The organism is Bacillus salipaludis, from assembly GCF_030938565.1.
GTDB classification, from domain to species: Bacteria; Bacillota; Bacilli; order Bacillales; family Cytobacillaceae; genus Neobacillus; species Neobacillus salipaludis_A.
Genome location: NZ_JAVGVR010000001.1, coordinates 173,787 through 192,423 on the forward strand (window position 1 = coordinate 173,787; position 18,637 = coordinate 192,423).

At 32.8% G+C, this 18,637-nt stretch carries 12 protein-coding genes; all 12 read right to left on the minus strand.

Going from position 1 to position 18,637, the window contains the following annotated elements; translation table 11 throughout:
* Nucleotides 1-819: 819 nt before the first annotated feature.
* The 12 genes from RCG21_RS00795 to murJ all read right to left on the minus strand — a co-directional run bounded on the left by RCG21_RS00795 (nucleotide 820) and on the right by murJ (nucleotide 18,551).
* A complete protein-coding gene (locus RCG21_RS00795) occupies nucleotides 820-2,556 on the minus strand; it encodes a phospho-sugar mutase (protein WP_308912731.1) in 1,737 nt (578 codons plus the stop codon).
* A 403-nt stretch (nucleotides 2,557-2,959) separates the two neighbouring features.
* Nucleotides 2,960-3,451 (minus strand): serine O-acetyltransferase EpsC, encoded by a 492-nt coding sequence (gene epsC, locus RCG21_RS00800; protein ID WP_308912732.1) that lies wholly within the window; start codon nucleotides 3,449-3,451, stop codon nucleotides 2,960-2,962.
* Nucleotides 3,452-4,019: 568 nt separating this feature from the next.
* Entirely contained in the window at nucleotides 4,020-5,681 is a 1,662-nt protein-coding gene (locus RCG21_RS00805; RefSeq protein ID WP_308912733.1) for a right-handed parallel beta-helix repeat-containing protein, read from the minus strand.
* 149 nt (nucleotides 5,682-5,830) lie between these two features.
* On the minus strand, nucleotides 5,831-7,168 hold the full coding sequence (wzy, locus tag RCG21_RS00810; RefSeq protein WP_308914232.1) for an O-antigen polysaccharide polymerase Wzy: 1,338 nt from the start codon (nucleotides 7,166-7,168) through the stop codon (nucleotides 5,831-5,833).
* 1,035 nt (nucleotides 7,169-8,203) lie between these two features.
* Nucleotides 8,204-9,523 (minus strand): UDP-glucose dehydrogenase family protein, encoded by a 1,320-nt coding sequence (locus RCG21_RS00815; RefSeq protein WP_308912734.1) that lies wholly within the window; start codon nucleotides 9,521-9,523, stop codon nucleotides 8,204-8,206.
* Nucleotides 9,524-9,959: 436 nt separating this feature from the next.
* Nucleotides 9,960-10,475 (minus strand): serine O-acetyltransferase, encoded by a 516-nt coding sequence (locus tag RCG21_RS00820; RefSeq protein ID WP_308912735.1) that lies wholly within the window; start codon nucleotides 10,473-10,475, stop codon nucleotides 9,960-9,962.
* Nucleotides 10,476-10,627: 152 nt separating this feature from the next.
* A complete protein-coding gene (locus RCG21_RS00825) occupies nucleotides 10,628-12,007 on the minus strand; it encodes a sugar phosphate nucleotidyltransferase (protein WP_308912736.1) in 1,380 nt (459 codons plus the stop codon).
* Nucleotides 12,008-12,107: 100 nt separating this feature from the next.
* Nucleotides 12,108-13,241 (minus strand): glycosyltransferase family 4 protein, encoded by a 1,134-nt coding sequence (locus tag RCG21_RS00830; protein ID WP_308912737.1) that lies wholly within the window; start codon nucleotides 13,239-13,241, stop codon nucleotides 12,108-12,110.
* Between the two features lie 262 nt (nucleotides 13,242-13,503).
* The gene (locus RCG21_RS00835; protein ID WP_308912738.1) at nucleotides 13,504-14,640 is read right to left on the minus strand and encodes a glycosyltransferase family 4 protein; all 1,137 of its coding nucleotides are present in this window, start codon (nucleotides 14,638-14,640) and stop codon (nucleotides 13,504-13,506) included.
* 14 nt (nucleotides 14,641-14,654) lie between these two features.
* Nucleotides 14,655-15,788, minus strand: coding sequence for a glycosyltransferase family 4 protein (locus RCG21_RS00840; protein ID WP_308912739.1), 1,134 nt, complete (start codon nucleotides 15,786-15,788; stop codon nucleotides 14,655-14,657).
* 36 nt (nucleotides 15,789-15,824) lie between these two features.
* Nucleotides 15,825-16,946: a glycosyltransferase gene (locus tag RCG21_RS00845; protein WP_308912740.1), complete on the minus strand. Its 1,122-nt coding sequence runs from the start codon at nucleotides 16,944-16,946 to the stop codon at nucleotides 15,825-15,827.
* Nucleotides 16,947-16,958: 12 nt separating this feature from the next.
* A complete protein-coding gene (murJ, locus tag RCG21_RS00850; RefSeq protein ID WP_308912741.1) occupies nucleotides 16,959-18,551 on the minus strand; it encodes a murein biosynthesis integral membrane protein MurJ in 1,593 nt (530 codons plus the stop codon).
* Between the last annotated feature and the right edge of the window lie 86 nt (nucleotides 18,552-18,637).

Genomic DNA, 18,637 nt, shown 5'->3' on the forward strand with positions numbered 1-18,637 from the left:
GCTTCATACTTTTTAAAATTGGCCCTCCATGCCTGATTTCAATACGGCATATAAAAAATTCAGAGCTGATAGTGGTCATTTTTGGAAGGATTACACGCAAGGGAACATTTCTTTGGAACTGCTCAGAATCATGGCTACATTAGAAAGCCTCAGCACTGGGATATCTGAGCAAGAGGCCATGCAGTTTCAGGAAAAACTATGAAAATAATCTACAGAACCTCATCTTATTTACAGAGGCACCTTCTGTTTTCAACGCATTAAAAAGAAAGGGGAATGCGGGAATGATTCAACACAATGTATTAGGTGTTCATACGGTTGGAATCTATTCCCTAAAGATGAACAAGTAGGCATTTGCCTTTATCTATGCGAACAGTCAGGAAGAGGCCATCCAATTCTATGTCCAATCCTTTAATAAAGCTCCATTGAACTGTCACGAATATCCGCTAGATTTGGAGCTTACTAGAGGAAATGGTGTCATTTCGTTTCGGGACATGAAGAAGGAATTCAAGAGTTTTCCGGCTATTGCGGGATGTTTTACGAGGGGGTGATAGTTTCTGATGGGGGCAATCTCTTTTTGTTAGAACGATAGCCAGTTAAGTTCGTGTTATGAAACCTCGGGGATGTATAGATAACCCTTACGGGCTATTTGATCTGCTTTTTTGTTTCCATTTTATTTACCTATATTATTAAATTTTGAATACCCCATTTATATATATAAATAATCCCCCTCCTCCATCAATTAAGACATCACGAAAAGATGGCACCCTTGCCATTAACAACAAGGGTGCCGCTATTTATAATTCAAACCTAAAAAGAAGATTATCGAGCTAATATATCATTTACCTTCTGCATCAAAGCCTCTTGAAGTGATAAAAGCTTCTCTTGACTATCCTCCAACGATTCACCTTTCACCGCAAAATAGAACTTCGCTTTTGGCTCTGTTCCAGAAGGACGAAGGCAGAACCATGAACCATCTGCTAAATAGTATTTTAAAACGTTCGATTGAGGTAAATCGATTAAACTCTCAACACCCTTTTCAACCCTTAAAGAAGTCGAATAGTCTTCACTAGCCGTAACTTCTATTCCAGCCATTTCTTTTAAACTTTCATTTCTAAAGGTATCCATTAATGCAGCAATCTGTTCTGCCCCATCTTTTCCTTTCAAGGTAATCGATTGAAGACCTTCTTTATAGAAACCATACTTTTCAAAAATAGCCAGTAAGCCTTCATACATGGTCATGCCTTTAGATTTATAATAAGCAGCCACTTCCGCTGCAAAAATGGCCGATTGGACCGCATCCTTATCACGGACAAAGTCGCCGATCAAATAACCATAGCTTTCTTCGTATCCAAAGAGGAAGGTATTCTTTCCAGTCTGTTCAAACTCATTAATCTTTTCTCCAATGAATTTGAAGCCTGTTAGAGTATCTATCGCGCCCATGCCATAATGTTCCGCAATGGCACGGCCAATTTCGGATGTCACAATGGTTTTAATCACCACTCCATTATCTGGAAGGATCCCCTTTGCTTGCTTTTGAGAAAGAAGATACTCAAGCATTAAAGCCCCCATTTGGTTACCGGTTAAAACGACATATTCTCCATCGTTATTTTTAACCGCTACTCCTAAACGGTCTGCATCTGGGTCTGTTGCCATGAGGATATCCGCATTGATTTGTTCCCCATATTGGATGGCTAACTTGAAAGCAGCATGCTCTTCCGGGTTTGGAGAGGTAACAGTTGAAAAATTCGCATCCGGCAATTCCTGTTCCTTTACAACCGTAACATTTTCAAACCCAAATGCTTTTAGTCCGGCACGAACCGGCTTATTTCCTGTACCATGTAACGGGGAATATACAATCTTCAGATCCTTTGCTACATTGGCTACTAGCTCTGGATTTAGCTGCAATGTTTTTAATTGTTCAATATAAGCGTTATCAACTTCTTCACCTATGTAGGTTAATAAACCACTTGCAAGAAGCTCCTGCTCTTGGGCAACTTCTACTGTAAGCTCATTTTCAACAGCGTTTACATATTTGATAATGGTATCTGCTGCTTCAGGTGGAAGCTGGCCGCCATCTTCCCCATAAACTTTGAAGCCATTGTATTCAGGTGGATTATGGCTCGCCGTAATCACGACTCCGGAAAAAGCATTTAAATAACGAACAGCAAATGAAAGAACCGGTGTTGGATGAAGTTCTTCAAACACATATGCCTTAACCCCATGCTTGCCAATTGTTTTAGCAACCTCTAAAGCAAACTCAGGTGATTTATGGCGGGAATCATAAGCGATAACCACTCCACGTTGTTTGGCTTTCTCACCTTGTTCTGTGATGTATAGAGCAAGTCCTTCTGCTGCTCTACGGATCGTGTAAATATTTAAGCGATTGATTCCAGGACCAAGCTCTCCTCTCATACCTCCTGTACCGAATTCTAGGTGTTTATAAAAACTGTCTTCTAGTAAACTTTTATTACTTTCCTCTTCACGTAATTTCCCTCTTAATTCTTGATCTAATCTAGTAAATGAAAACCATTTTTCTGAGTTATCTAGCCAAGTCAACCTAAACTCCCCTTCCTCTATAGCCCTATAAAAAGTTTTATTTTTTAGTAAGTCTGTAACTATTTTAATCATTATCTTTCTACAAAAAAATACCCACATTAATTTTTAATACGTTTTTTTATATAATTTGAAAGTATGAACATTTAAATTCCCAATAAATCAATTTCTACATATTAGTTAATCGGAACCCCTTAAATGACAGTAGTAACTTTAGAAAATATACTGCTCTCCTGCATTCATAAAAGGCACCCTTTAATTACTAATATTGTGTAATTTACCGTGCCAAAATACGAAATAATTATGTCGTTATTGGCCAAATATGCAACTTTTAAGAATTAATTTTTTTATTCGAAATAACTCTTATTTATTTTTTGACTACATTTTACAATTCCCGAGAATTTGGTCATACGGAATCTTTATTACGCATTTTTATCACCCTTGCCGGCGCGCCCGCAACAACGGAATAAGGTGGTACATCTTTTGTTACAACAGAATTCGCACCAATAATTGAGTGTTCTCCAACTGTGATTGGTCCAAGTATCACAGTGCCGGCTCCAATAGAAACATTATTATCTATTGTTGGATGATACCTATAGCCATCTGTATTTTTGTCGTCTTTCGCACCAAGAGTTACATTCTGTCTAATTACTACATTATCTTTTATAATTGAATCGCCACCAATTACAACGCCCATTCCATGGCTGATGGTTACTGTTTTAGACAACTTGGCTCCCGGTTCAATTTCAATACCAGTAAAAGAACGGCTAAGCATAGTAATAAAACGTGCTAATGGTTTTAATCGGTGATTCCACAGCAAATGAGCTAATCTGTGAATAACAATAGCTTGTACACCTGGGTTTACGATAAAATGATACAACTTCTTTGGTAAATTCATTACAATATCCCCCCATAAACTTCCAATTGGCTTTTAATCTAATCTTTTTAATATTGTACTTTTTACAATTCCCTCCCCACTTCATCACGTAAGAAATACACGCCTAACTATACTGCACCAATACAAAATATCAATTAAGAAATAATATTATAGTCTTTGTCTAATGGTAAAAACTCAGAAATAGAAATGTGAGCATCACATTTAGGGGAGGAAGGTATTATCTCTTTGAGTTCACAAGAATATTTTTTATCCAATCTATTAAATATTGAATTACATTGTACAGAAACCCCCCCCTTATGTTGAATTTGGTAGATAAGTAAAAGGGGGGTAAAACAATGGTATAAATTTATTCAATAGAGTATAACTGTCCAACTTGTAAAACTTTTGTCCCCATCACAAAGGGACACATTTTTATTGAAACAAATAAAATTTAAAAGTTCGTTCAGAAGATGGTGAATTCTGCGGTAACGAAACTATTTAAAAAAAGGAGACTATTCCGTTTGAGTGACTGGATAGTCTCCTTTTTGTTTAATATACATAATCATTTATCTAATTCACCAAGTTCGAATTAGTTATTTAATGAATGATTATCCGTTGTTACTTGAACATCTACAGATGAGCCATTACCATCTACGTAAGGAGTTCCAGGAATACCTCTAGTAATTTTTTTCCCATAATCAAACCATGCTACTCCTCCATCTTTATTTTTACCGCCTGCTATATTCCATGATGGCTCAGTTGAACCTGAAAGACCACTAATTATACATTTATAAGCGTGTCCATTAAATGTAGCTGGAACGATATACTGACCTGCAAAATAGTAGTGGTTAGGTGACCAAACAGACGTTATCTTGTTATTCGAGGTATTTTCAGCAACCAACATATTTTGAGCGTTTTTAATGTAAATACTTCTGCTTCCATCTAACCAGGATTTTACTTTATTTCGTGTAATATGTGCTCCGTTTACTCCTCCTATTGAAATACCATGTCCTTGTGTATCAATAATGGTATTATCTGTTAACGTGATATCCAAAGCTGAATTATAACTCGTATTATTTGCATCTCCAATTGAAATTCCTGTTGAACCTGTAGCTAAAATTTCATTGTTACCGATTTTAACCGCTTTTGCACCATTACCAATATTAATTCCAAAGCGTGAAGGAGAAATAATGCTGTTATCAATTACCTCAACATTTTTTGTGTCATTGTAAACATAAACACCATCGTTACTCGTTGAAACAGTTATTTTAAATTGGTCTGGTCCGAAGTTTTTACCAGCATCAATAATTGTGTTACCCTTAATCTTTACGTTCTGGCTCTTTGCAAGTTTGTAATAAGTATCCTGAAATATAAGAATACCCGCTGACCATGTGTTTTTAATGTTATTATTTGCAATAATAGCTGAACTAACACCCGATGAACCAATACCTTTTGCATAGCTTTTTTCTACTTTATTATTTCTAACAATCCAGTTTTCTGTTCCTTGCGTAAAGCTTACATCACAAACACAAATAATACTGTCATCACGTGTATTTTGAACGGTATTCCCCTCGCACCATATGTCTTTTGGACAATTTGCAAAATTAATTCCATTTCCTATTGCATTTATAACATGACAATTTATTACACGCACATTACTTGAACGTTGTATATCAATTCCACCAAAACCGCCATTGGTTGTAACATCACGAACAAGAATATTTGAATGAAAGGCAGTAGTAGATCCTAAACGAATCATTAAACCTCCTGCACTTGACGGTGCTTTTGTAGTCGTGTCCACATTAAATGGAGTCGCTGTCATAAGCCTAAGTCCAATTAAGCTAATGTTATCCCCCTCTAATTGGAACACATTGGAACCAGTAGAAACATCAATTGATGTAACTAAAGTTGCACCATAACCAGAAATGGTTATATTTCCTCTATTTAAATTAATAGAACTAATGTAATATTTTCCGGGTGGAACTAATAGTACTCCACCAGCGGGAACCGCTTTAATAGCCTTAATAAAAGCTTGAGTATCATCCGTGCCTGATTCATAATTACCGTTCGAATCAAGTACACAATCACCTTTTGCACCGAATGATTTAACGCTTATTTCCTTTTTATGATTTATCATATATGCCAACTGACTTGGAACAGCATCTATTTTTTCTGAGATCTTTTTATGAATTGTGTAGCCAAAAAAGAAAGCAAGTATCAAAAGTAATATTATAAAATTTCTTCGATTCAAAGTATTCACCTCGAAAAATTATTATACTTTAATACTAGCTTTCTATAAAGAAAGCTAATTTTCAAAATAACCGACTATTGAAAATTAACCATTAGTCGACAAAAGAAAAAGCCCTTTAAAGGTGCTAAAATGAGTCATTTAAAAAATTTTTAATGTTTTTCTATTTTGTATTGAGGTTTAACTACAATTATATAAGATGTGACAAATTTAACCACGATAAATATAAAAATAGCTTCAATTAGCATACGTCCAGCTACATTGGCATCCATTGCTCCCCCAGCAAATGTAAACCTGGCTAGAAAAAAACACCATACCGCCACAGCAACTTTAGCAAACCAATGATTAGTATTTTCCGCGACACGAGCTCTACATATAAAAGAAGTGAGAATTCCAATCAATAGAGAACCTAATGCAACACCTAACATTCCGCTATCTATGAATAATGCACCAGCGCCTGTAACAAAGTTTCCTCCTGCTCCCCATCCCCAAACTATCTGTGTGAAGTTACTAACTAAATCAACATCCCATTTTCCGGGCCATAACGATCTTGGCACCAAAATCGTCAGCATTTCAAACCATAATTGTCCTGGATGAAAATTAAAATATGAAGGAACGGTACCCACTACCGAAACTAACCCATCATAACCATTTAATGATTTACGTGTAAGAAGATTAAATACATTTATAGGGTTATCTTTAATTGCGGAAGAAGCCCACATAAAGAAGGATCCTCCGAAATCTCTCATCATACCTCTGGCATATACTATAATCCAACCCACGTATACAAGAATAAATCCAAGAATAGAAAGTGATAATATAGTTCTAATTTTAAGTTTTAAATCAGTTTGGATAAATCGTAAAGCGACTAAAACTAAAATAAAATCTAACGTTTGAGACCGACTTCCTGAAAGAAGTGATAAAATTAACAAAAATAATGTACATATCCACCATTTCCATTTGACAATCCCTTTTTTGAAGGAATACCAAATTGCAACTGCCATAAATGGTACTTCAGTAAGAATAATTTTGGGTCCTGCACCTTGTGTTTGTGCCCGTGTATTAGCAATATCTGAATCATTAATTAATGTACTATGGTTTGTAAGTAATAAAATTACTCCAGGAAGTGAACAAATTATTAAAGATAACAACATACCATTTGGTCCAACATATTTCTTTAAATCGCTATACAGGCTTGACTCAACCGATGTTTGATTGTTTTTAATTGTTTTTCGATTTAATATCAATTGGCTCAAAAATATTCCTACTAAGAAAAATAAGTTATACAGTATTAAAACTACATAAGTTTTTTCAATCCATTCATTGCTATGTGGCCCAATATACGAATCTAATCCACTATTAGTTATTAATGCACGAGGATAAACGCCAACCAGTTGCATAATTATAAAAAACCAAGCTGCAATTTTAATTTGGCGACTTGTTCGAAACAGATTACAAAAAAAGGTACTGCTAATGTCAATAATAATGATAAAATTACCACTTTTCCCTCACCCCCTACTTATACTTTTAACTAAACAGACTAAAGAATTATATCCTTTTTCACGAAATTACGCCACACCTGTATTTATTTTCCATTTCCGGAACGAAGATTATATTGTGGATTAATATGGCGCGATACAAGCAGTTACTTGAACTGAATCCACTTTTACTCTTAATTGACAAAAGGGTCTGTTTTTAACAATACCCTTTTTCGGTACCAAGTAGGGATGAAATTCCCCGTTTTATCCATTTTTAACCAAACTATTCAATGAACAGAAAAGATAAATATAATAATTTATATAACCAGTGAAACTTACGACACTAGAGAATTTAAGCTATAGGCGCAAACCATAGCCTACCGGCATTTAAAATTTTTTACTACGAAAGCTGATACAACTTGAGGAGTGGAATTCCATGTCCAATAACCACCTTCAACTAGAATGTTTCCACCATTCACAATAATAATGTGCTGAGTAGAGACCTGTTTAATTGGTGTATCAATTAAATGTAGGGCTGAAAAACCACCCCCTGTTGTAGTTAATTGTACGGGAATCATAGGCAATTACCTAACCCTACTATTTTGTATCTTCACCTTGTTCTGTGATATATTGAGCAAGTCTCCCTTTGTTGCTCTACAGTTAGCAAAAATATTTAATCGATTAATTCCAGGTTCAAGTTTTTCAACATGCCACCTGTGCCAAATTCTAAGTGTTTATAAAAGCTATCCTTCAGCAAGCTTTTATGCTCTCAACTTAAAGTAATTTTCCTTTTAACCCTTTATCTAATCTATTAAATAGAAATCACTCTTCTGAGAATCCCTAACCAAGTCATTCTGTATTTTCTTATTCTAAGACTTTTTTATCTAGTGTATTTTATTATTATATAATCGATTTTAATAAATTTTTTTTAGTTATTTTGAAATATAGTTTCAATTTGGACCCATCTATAATCAAGTAAAACTAATAAACCCTTGCCTAGATTTATAGGCAAGGGTTTATTAGTACAATGTTCAACCCTAGACTCTTCTATACTAGTAAAGTCTCTAAACTATTAATAGTCTCTCTTCCGATAGAATCATATATAATGTTCGCATTTTTAACACTAGTTAAACTGTAACAATTTCTCCCATCTAAAATAATTGGGTTCTTCATTAGTTTGCTATATTTTGATAAGTCAAGGTCTTTAACCTCATCCCATTCGGTAAAAATAAAGCAAACATCAGCATCCTTAAGAGTATCTTCAATTGTATAACAATACGTGATATTATCCGGATGTAATTTTTGAAAGCTATTGATACCAACAGGATCCCAAGCTTTTACTTTTGCACCATCCTCTAGCATAATTGGAATATTAACAAGTGATGGAGCTTCCCTTAAATCATCTGTACCAGGTTTAAACGTTAATCCTAATACCGCAACATTTAAACCCTTTAAACTATCAAAGTATTTCCGGGATTTCTTAATTAATTTTAATTTTTGGTTTTCGTTAACATCAATGGCTGCCTTAATTGTTTTTAGTTCATAATCATGGAAATTTGCTAGCCAATGTAATGCTTTTGTATCTTTTGGGAAACAAGATCCCCCATAACCAATTCCTGAATTTAAGAATCTATTTCCAATTCTATTATCATATCCCATTCCAATTGCAACATCATCAACATTTGCACCAATTATTTCACAAAGGTTTGCAATTTCATTGATAAAGGAAATTTTTAAAGCAAGAAAATCATTTGAAGCATATTTAATCATTTCTGCACTTTTTCTGTTAGTAACCAAGATAGGTGCTCCAAAATTCTTATAAACTTCCTTTAATACTTCCCCTGCCGATGAATCCTCTACCCCAATAACTATCCTAGAAGCATGTAAGGTATCTCTTACAGCCGTTCCTTGTGATAAAAACTCTGGATTAGAAGCAACTGATACATTTACATTGTGAACTAATTTTGTTTTAATTATATCCTCAATTTTATCATTGGTTCCTATTGGAACAGTAGATTTTACTACGATAACACAATCTTTCTCTATACTTTCAGCAATTTGTTCAGCAGCTGAATAAACATAGCATAAATTTGCTGAACCATCGTGTTTTTCCGGGGTTCCTACACCAATGAAAATCACATCTGCATCTTTGTATGCTTCTTTGTAGTTGGTCGTAAAGTTTAATTTATCCATATTTTTAACCATTATTTCTTCAAGTCCAGGTTCATATATAGGACTAATTCCAGAACTCATTAATGCAACTTTGCCCTCATCTATATCAACACAAAAAACTGAATGTCCCATTTCCGCAAGACAAACACCAGTGACTAAGCCAACATAACCTGTTCCAGCGACTGCAATTTTCACTTTTTTATTCCACCTTCTAAAAGAATTATTTATATTATGATATTTTCCACTTGAAATAATATTTATCTAAAAAATTTATTACCCAATGGGAAATAAATTTAATATTTTTAGTTATCTATAGATTAAAAGGATATTTATAATAAAACCAATATATAAGCTATTAAAAGATAATAATCTTTAATTTCCAAAAAAGATTGTTAAGTGCCTACTTTTATTTTATAAATATATTAAACAATTACAGTTTAAAATATACTTTTCTTGGTTTCATCTAATATATTCTAACTCAAGTAATATTAAATCTACAGAGTACCCATTTTTCTTTTTTACTTGGATAAATAATACAAAGGAAAGGACGAATGTATACTCAATCCCCTCCCTTTTCAAATTAATTGTTACTATTAATTCCTAATCCACATAATTAAATGATCTCATTTTTTCACTTTTTAGCTTGCTTAATAATTTGCGCTGGTATGCCAACGGCTGTTGACTTCAAAGGTACATTTTTAACGACCACTGCATTTGCCCCAATAATCGATTCATCTTCTATTATAATATCACCTAATATCTTAGCACCTGCTCCTACATATACACTATTTTTTAAGATTGGTGGTCCATAACTTTTTGTAGGAGAATCTTTATAGCCAATTGTAACCTGATGAAAAATGGTACAATTTTCTCCAATCTCTGCATTTGGATGAATAATAATGCCGTTTCCTCCATGCGGAAGTCTTAAGCCACCTCCAATTTTTGCTCTAGCTGGAATTTGAGCATTGTTGATTATTCTAATAAAAATTAAATCTAAAATTTTATAGATAAATAACACTAATTCCCTGAATAAGGGAATTTTCAAATTATAATAAACCCAATTACCAAGCCTGTATGTAATAAATAAACAGGCCTTGGTTGGGTCGCTAAATTTGTTAACTTTTATATCCCTTTTTAAATTTTCCATAGCCCAACCCCTCTTTAATCTCATAAATGAAACTTTGACCGCAAATATTTACGAATCTACCGGTTGATTTTTATTTGATGTCTAATTCCTCATTTACTAATAATTGGATTCTAAACAAAAAAATGGTCACTAACAATAGCAACCATCTTAAATTATCTTTTATTTACCGAATAGCTTAATTCTTCGATATCCTCCCATTTTAAAAGGATACGATTATTATCTTCTTCAACTAATTGACTGCCAATTTGCACTTCAATCAATTCTAGATCAGTCACAGCTTTTATTGCATGTTTAGTACCAACAGGAATTTCAACTATATCTCCAGGTTTAAGCATTTTAAACTCCCCACTTAAAAAGAGGATACCTTCTCCCTTAAGAATTGTCCAAATTTCCCTACGGTAATTATGATATTGATAACTTAAGTTTTTTCCAGTTGAAATATTAATACGTTTTGTTAATACTTCTGTTTGTTCATCATATTTTGTATGATCAAGCACACGATACCATCCCCATCGACGTTCCTCATACATAGGTCTTTGTTCCAAATCTCCAACCAATTCTTTTACCCGTGGGCTTGCTTCTTTATCTGTCACTAATATTCCGTCAGGACTTGCAGCAACAAGAATATTTGATAAACCTAGTACAGAAACAGGAATATCTAACTCATTGATTATATGTGTATTACTTGAATCGTAACTCATTTTTGCTCTTCCAATAATAGGTTTTGCCATTTCTTCAGTCAAAGTATTCCAAGTACCTAAGTCCTTCCACTCGCCGTTATATGGAAGCGTTACAATATTTTCAGTCTTCTCCACTACTTCGTAATCAAAACTTATCTTTGGTAAATGATTATACATTTTTGATAATTCTTCGTATTTTACAGGTAATCCTTTTTCTTCTAATAAAGATAAAACCTTATCTAATTTAAAAGCAAATACACCACAATTCCAAAGTGCTTTTTGTTTCAATAGCAACCTGGCCTCTTCTAATTTAGGTTTTTCTTTAAAATGACTTACACTTATAACATCTTTTATTAATTGTTCTTTTTTTGGTACAATATAACCGTATTTTTCAGAAGGGAAAGTAGGTTTCACGCCGATTAATGCTAAATCAGCATTAGAAGTTAATAAAACATCCTCTAAATCTAGTAATCTAGCAAAGAATTTATCTTCTACATATGAGTCAACAGGTAAAACACCAACTACATCATCACGACTTATTTTTTTATTAGAATACAAAAATGAAGCTGCTAATGCGATTGCTGGAAAGGTGTCCCTTCTTTCCGGCTCAACAATTATCGATATTCCCTTTCCAATATGATTACGAATCATTTCTACTTGTGTTTTACTTGTAGCGATAACTGCCGATTTAGTTAGTCCTAATTTATCTAATTGTCCCCAAACTCGTTGTATCATAGATTCTAATTCATTATTTTCTTTTTGCAAAACCTTCAAAAATTGTTTAGATCGAGCATCATTTGATAATGGCCATAAACGTTTTCCAGACCCTCCTGATAGTAATACTAAATTCATTTTTAATTTCCTCCTAAATCATTAAGGCCCACAGTTGGAATTCTTATTTATTGGTTTTTATTTTAAAATTTCAAATTTCGTTTTGTCCTAAATTAAAAAATTAAATTTTTTTATTTCTTTTTTTGTATTCTGTTTCAACAACCTTTTTAAACTCATCTTTAAAATGATTTTCGGAAAACCTTAGTGCGTTTTGCCGACAATTTTCCGCCTTAAATAACTGTTGATTTTCTTCAAACTTACTTATAGCATTAATAATATCCTCAGGCGTTTGACTATAAAAATGTAAACCTGTTGGTTGATTGAAGGTTTCCAACCCATTCACGGTTTCCAAAGCCCCACCTTTTCCGTATGCAATAACAGGTGTTCCACAAGCTTGAGCTTCAACTGGTGTAATTCCAAAATCCTCTTCAGCAGCAAATACAAAAGCCTTTGCGTTTTGCATATGTTTTTTTAAAACATTAAAAGGTTGATATCCTAATAATTTAACATTTTGCCCAGCTACTCTTTGTATTTTATTAAAATCTGGTCCATCACCAATTACCACTAGTTTTTTATCGGGCATTTTGGAAAATGCTTCTACTATTATATCAATCTTTTTATATGGTACCATTCTGGAAGCTGTTACATAGTAATCAGATTTATCGCTTTTCATTGTGAAATTAGAAACATCAACTGGAGGATATAAGACCCTTGATTCCCGTCTATACACCTTCCATATTCTCCTAGAAATAAAAGAAGAGTTTGACATAAATATATCAACTCCATTTGATGTGCGATAATCCCAATTTCTTATTTTATGAAGAAAATATTTTGCTAATAAACCTTTAACTCCACTTGTCAAATTTGATTCTCTTAAATATTGATGTTGTAGGTCCCAAGCATATCTAATAGGAGAATGTACATAGGAGATATGCAATTGATCCGGTCCAGTTATTACTCCTTTTGCAACAGCGTGGGAACTTGAAATAATAATTTCATAATTTGACAAATCAAGTTGTTCTATAGCAAGTGGCATTAAAGGTAAATAGCTTCTATACTTTTTTCTCGCAAAAGGGAGGTTTTGGATAAACGTAGTTTTTACATTTTTGTTTTTAATAAAATCCCTTTGATTTTCCTCAATAAAGTCTACTACACTATATAAATCAGCTTCAGGAAAGACCTCAAGCATTTGTTCAAGTACCTTTTCTGCACCAGCATAAGTTACTAACCAATCATGAATAATTGCTATCTTCATAGTATAAAAAACCCCCGACTACCTTAAAACTAAAATTATTATAAAGCTAAAAAAAATTCATTAATGTAATGATAAATCTAAAAAAACCGTAGATAAATTTATTAATACATCTTTAAGTTTCCTATATATGTTTAAAATGGATTTGAAAATTAATTAAAATCAAAGGAATTAAAAAGGCATTTTTAAAAAGTTTATTTATTTACATATTTCAACGTTACTATCTACATAAATAAAATTACTTATTAAATATTTTATTGTGCAACTAATCCTCTAATATGAGTTTCTCCCACTTCGTAATAACTTCTTCAAAACCAACTTTTTCTCTTAGCCATTTCAATGCCTCTAATTTAAATGATTGTGATTTTTCATCGTTTAGATTTATAATGTTTTGAATAGAATTTGCTAATGCATTTATATCGCCAGGAGCAGCCAAATAATCTCTCCATACTGGAGCTATCATTTCGGGTAATCCTCCTGCTGTTGTTGCCACAATTTTACACCCTCTTGCTTGCCCTTCGGGTGCAACTAAGGTAGCTGGTTCGTCCCAGTTGCTTGGAACTGCCAAGATGTCGTATTGATCATATAGCTCAATTAAATTATTATGGCTTACATATCCGTGCCATTTATAGTTTAATCCACTATTTTCAACTTGTTCCCTTACTGCTTTTGAATAACTAGACTCCTTAGCACCGTAAAAATGAGTGCTTCCTACAATTCCTAGTTGAATTTTTCTCTTAATATCATCCGATAGAGTCTCAAGTGCACTAATTAAAATATCCAGTCCTTTTTGAGGCACAATTCTTCCACAAAATAATATTGAATTAGGTTGATAATCTAGTGATATCCTATCTGTTAACCAATAATTTTGTAATGGATTATTTATAACCTTAATTGAATCTTTACTTCTATTAGTTATTTCCACAAATTCCCTCTTTAAAAATTCTGTAATACAAACTATATCCTCTACATTTCTAGTCCATAAATTGGTTAAAAGTTTTGTTTTTTCTCTACCGTTGTGAGCACTCCAAATTATTTTTGAATGTCTATTCCATTTATAAACAGCACTTGCTATATACGGGTCAAAAATTATTATATTTTTATATTCATCCGGATTTACATTTCTTAAACTCTTTTTTATACTAGAAATAGAATTTAATATACCCTTAATCCCACCAGACTTGACCAAACCAGGTATATAATACCATCTTATTTTATCGTTCCACTTTTTCCCTTCTCTCTCTGATTCTCTTGTAGATGGGGTCAATATCCCAACATCCCATCCTCTATTAATTAAACCACAAGCTATATCGAATAAAACTTGTTGAACCGCTCCTCCGGATGTTGGTGGTATTGGTGTACTACCCGAATTAATAATAAGTACATTTTTCTTTTTAACCATTTATATCTCTCACTTTATCTTATTATATTTTCAATAGTTTCAGTTATTGACCTGATATAATTTTCCATGGAAAATTTCCTATTACATTCAAAATTCATTTTATTCCCATACTTAACCCGAAGGTTTAAATCACTAACTAATTCCATTACCGAATTTGCTAATTCATCGGCATGCGGAGAGATAAGCCTGCCTGAAACCATATCTTCTATTATTTCTTTACTTCCACCTAGATCAGAAGCAACGGTAGGGACTGCCAAAGTAGAGGCTTCCAAGATTACTGTTGGAAGTGGATCAGGTTTAATTGATGGTTGAACAAATATACAATGTTCTGAACAACAGATAATTTCCTCTAAGGATTTATAACCACCATTTAAAACAAATTTTTCTTTATATAATGAGGAATTAACCCTTTTATATAATAATTCCTTATAGGATAAACTTTCCTCTACATCTCTAGCAGCTTCACCCGCAATTACGAACTCCCAATCAGGTATTTTGGGTGATAATTTCTCCATCGCTTCTATAAAGGTATCAAAACCCTTCCAACTAAAAAGCCAACCAGCAACTACAACTCTTGGCTTTTTAAAATGCTTTTTACAATTATTTGTTTTTTTATATATTCCGTTGTAAGTTACCTTTAACTTATCAATACAATTGGGAAATAATTTGCCTAAATCATTTGCAACACTTTGTGAGACACAGCTAATTTTATCTACATTGTTCAATGCGTTTTTTAGAATTTTAACTGATATACTTCCAAAACTTGAAGGATAATCATGTAATCTGATAATACTTGGAATTCTTCTTTTTTTATAGTTTACCAATACATGCGCTTTAACAGAATTAGTAAATAATATATCAGGTTGAACATCATTTATTATATTATTCAGCTTATATACTAACTTAATGGTTTTAAAAATATCACGGATTCTCATTCTTTTCCTTGTGGTTTCTACATTTTCAAATTCCATTAGTTCAATGCATTCAATATTGAGCCCACGAACTTTATTAGCTAATTCCCCAGATGGTGAAACGAGAATTGGATATATTTTAGATCGATTTATATTCTCTAGCAAATCAAATAAGACTTTTTCAGCGCCTCCCATTCTAGCAGACTGATCAAAAAACAACACTTTTATTAAGTCCAAGAAATTTTCTCCTTTCCTAATGCCTTTAAGAATAATCTAATTTATAAATTTTATATATATCTGGTTATATATTATTGCTCTAAAATCCCATGTGAGGCTTTCTCCGCTCTCCATACAATTTCTTTTCATATTATCCATTTCTTCATGAGAAAATATGCTTTTTATCTTATTTGCCCACTCATTAGAGTCGCGCTCCGATAATAACCAACCATTATGATCTGGCCTTACAATTTCTTTAATTCCACCTGTTGAGTATCCAAATACGGGGCAGCCATGAAATATACTTTCTGCTGCGGACATTCCAAATATTTCATACTTAGAACATGCTAGATAGAGATCAGAATTTGAAAGAGCAATGCCAATAAACTTGTTTGGAACTGCTCCTGTTATAATTAACCTTTTTTTGATTTCATTATCTATAAATTTATTTACAAATTCTTTTGGTTCACCTATAAGAAGAAGTGAAAAGTTTTTTGGTAACTTTTTGAGAACACTAATAATAAATTCAACATTGTCTAATTTATCCAGTCTACCAATGTGACATAAAATTTGTTCTCCATTTCTTTTTCTGGTCTGTAATTCGCTAATCCACCAATCATCAAAATCTTCTTTTTCAACATAAACGTTTCGATCAATTCCCACAGGAGCATAAAAGGTTGAATTTAAACCTAGCCTTTTTGAAAATTCCATCGCTGATTTTGTTTTACAAAGAACGGCTGAAGTATGATTTTTAATTGACCGAGCTGTTATATGAGTAAAGATTGACTTTAAAAATCCATTGGTTTTGTATTCCCCAAGGGAAATAACAAGTGGAACTCTTAGCTTAATCTTTGATAGTAAAGCCTGATAAGTCGCTAGATTTGTGATATCCTGACATTGTATTATATCAGGCTTAAAATCTTTTATAATTTTATCTACACCTTTAGGAAAACCAAAAGTTTTACCAATTCGCTTTAATTCAATCCACTCAATATTTTCATCTATTTTTAGATTACATTCTTGCGGTCCAGATGAAACAATTACAACATTCCATCCTAATTTCACCAAAGCTTTTGCAAGACCAATCTCTTGTACATTATATGTTTTTGGGGAAACATATTGAGAACTTCCCCGTAGTATTAAAATCCTTTTTAAAGATTTTCCTTCATTAAATTTCAATTATACACACCTCTAACTACCATAACCTAATAATTTACTTTTCAACTTACTTAAAACCCTGCGGGTTAAAGTTTGAATCTTTGAAATGAAGTTTAGAACAAAAGTACAGGTTGGATTATTGGGATTCAACTTACTATAAATCAGTACACTTAGACAACCAGCAAATAGTCCTAAAGCGCCTCTAATTGTAATAGTTAATTTATTTCCCAATTCTGGCTCTTTCCATGTCATACAAACTATAACAACACCTATCAAAAATGCTATTCCTGATGGAAAACCTATATTTAATATTGACTTAATACTACTTCTAAAGCTCCAATTCAGCCTTTTTATCATTGTACTGTACATTATTGTTACATATATTAATTGGGATAAACCATTTGCTAAAGCCAAACCAATTATTCCTAAATATTCAACGAATGTAGAACTTGTAAAAACATAAAAACCAACTGCAATAGCAGAGGAAATTAAAACAAACTTTCCTTCATTTCTAGCATAGAAAAAGTGAATTAGAATTGGGACAAACAAATATGCTGTTGAAAAAATCCCATAAACAGCCATAGGCTTTGCAGAAAGAAATACATCATTAATAGCAAATTTCCCATGATAATAAAATATTGATATTAAAGTGTTTTTATAGAAAAATAAACCACTAAAAATCACTATTCCGAAAAAGCACATCCAACCTAAGCCAAGACTTATTAATCTTTTTAATTCCACTTCATCCTTCTCTAAGGTATGGGTAACAAACCGCGAATAAATAGTTGTTGCTATAGAACTTCCTATTAAGCTTATTGGAAGCATCCCTAGTTTCGATGCAAAATTCAAGTCACTTAGCTGGCCTTGTGGAAGTCCAGACGCTACTATCCTATCTACAACCTGATTAATTTGACCAACTAGCTGACTTAAAAAAATTGGAATCATTGATTGAAATACAAGTGGCATTTCCGTATGCCAAACTCTAAATCTCAAATTGAGTATTTTCTTTTTAAAAAGAGGAACAAACTGAATAATAAATTTCCCTATTCCTCCAGCTACTAAGCCAATTGCTAATGAATAAATACCAAACCAACGTTGTAGTAATACTAGTGTAATAAGAAATAATAAGTTGTATAAAACACCAGTCAATGCAGGATAAGAAAATTCTTCATACGCATTATGAATCCCCCATAAAACACCAGAAAGAGACGAGAATACAATTGCTATCACCATTATCCCCAACATATTTGATCCAACTGAATACTGTACTTCATTAAAATTTGAGGCTAAAGTTGAAAGAATTTCTTTCTTACTAAAAAAAGTTATTATTGAAAGAACAATTGAAGTTATTAAAGTTATATAAAAAGTAGCACTGATTAATTTTGCAGAGGAACCCTTGTTATTTATTTCCTTTTTAATACTTGGAACTATTGCTCTTGTTAACGTATACCCTATCCAACCAGCAATTACATCAGGAACCATCCCCGCTACAAAGTATACATCTGTTAATGACGATGCCCCAAAAAGATAGGCAGTATACGATTCTCTACCAAATCCTAAAACTGCACTAAATAATGTAAGGATAGCAATCAATATTGTTGATCTCTTAGTTGATGTTTTAGCCAAAAAGCTCAACTCCTATTACATATACACTACTAAACAAAAAGTAATACAAATAAAGGCCAAAAAAGAGGCAGTATTTCAGAAAGTTA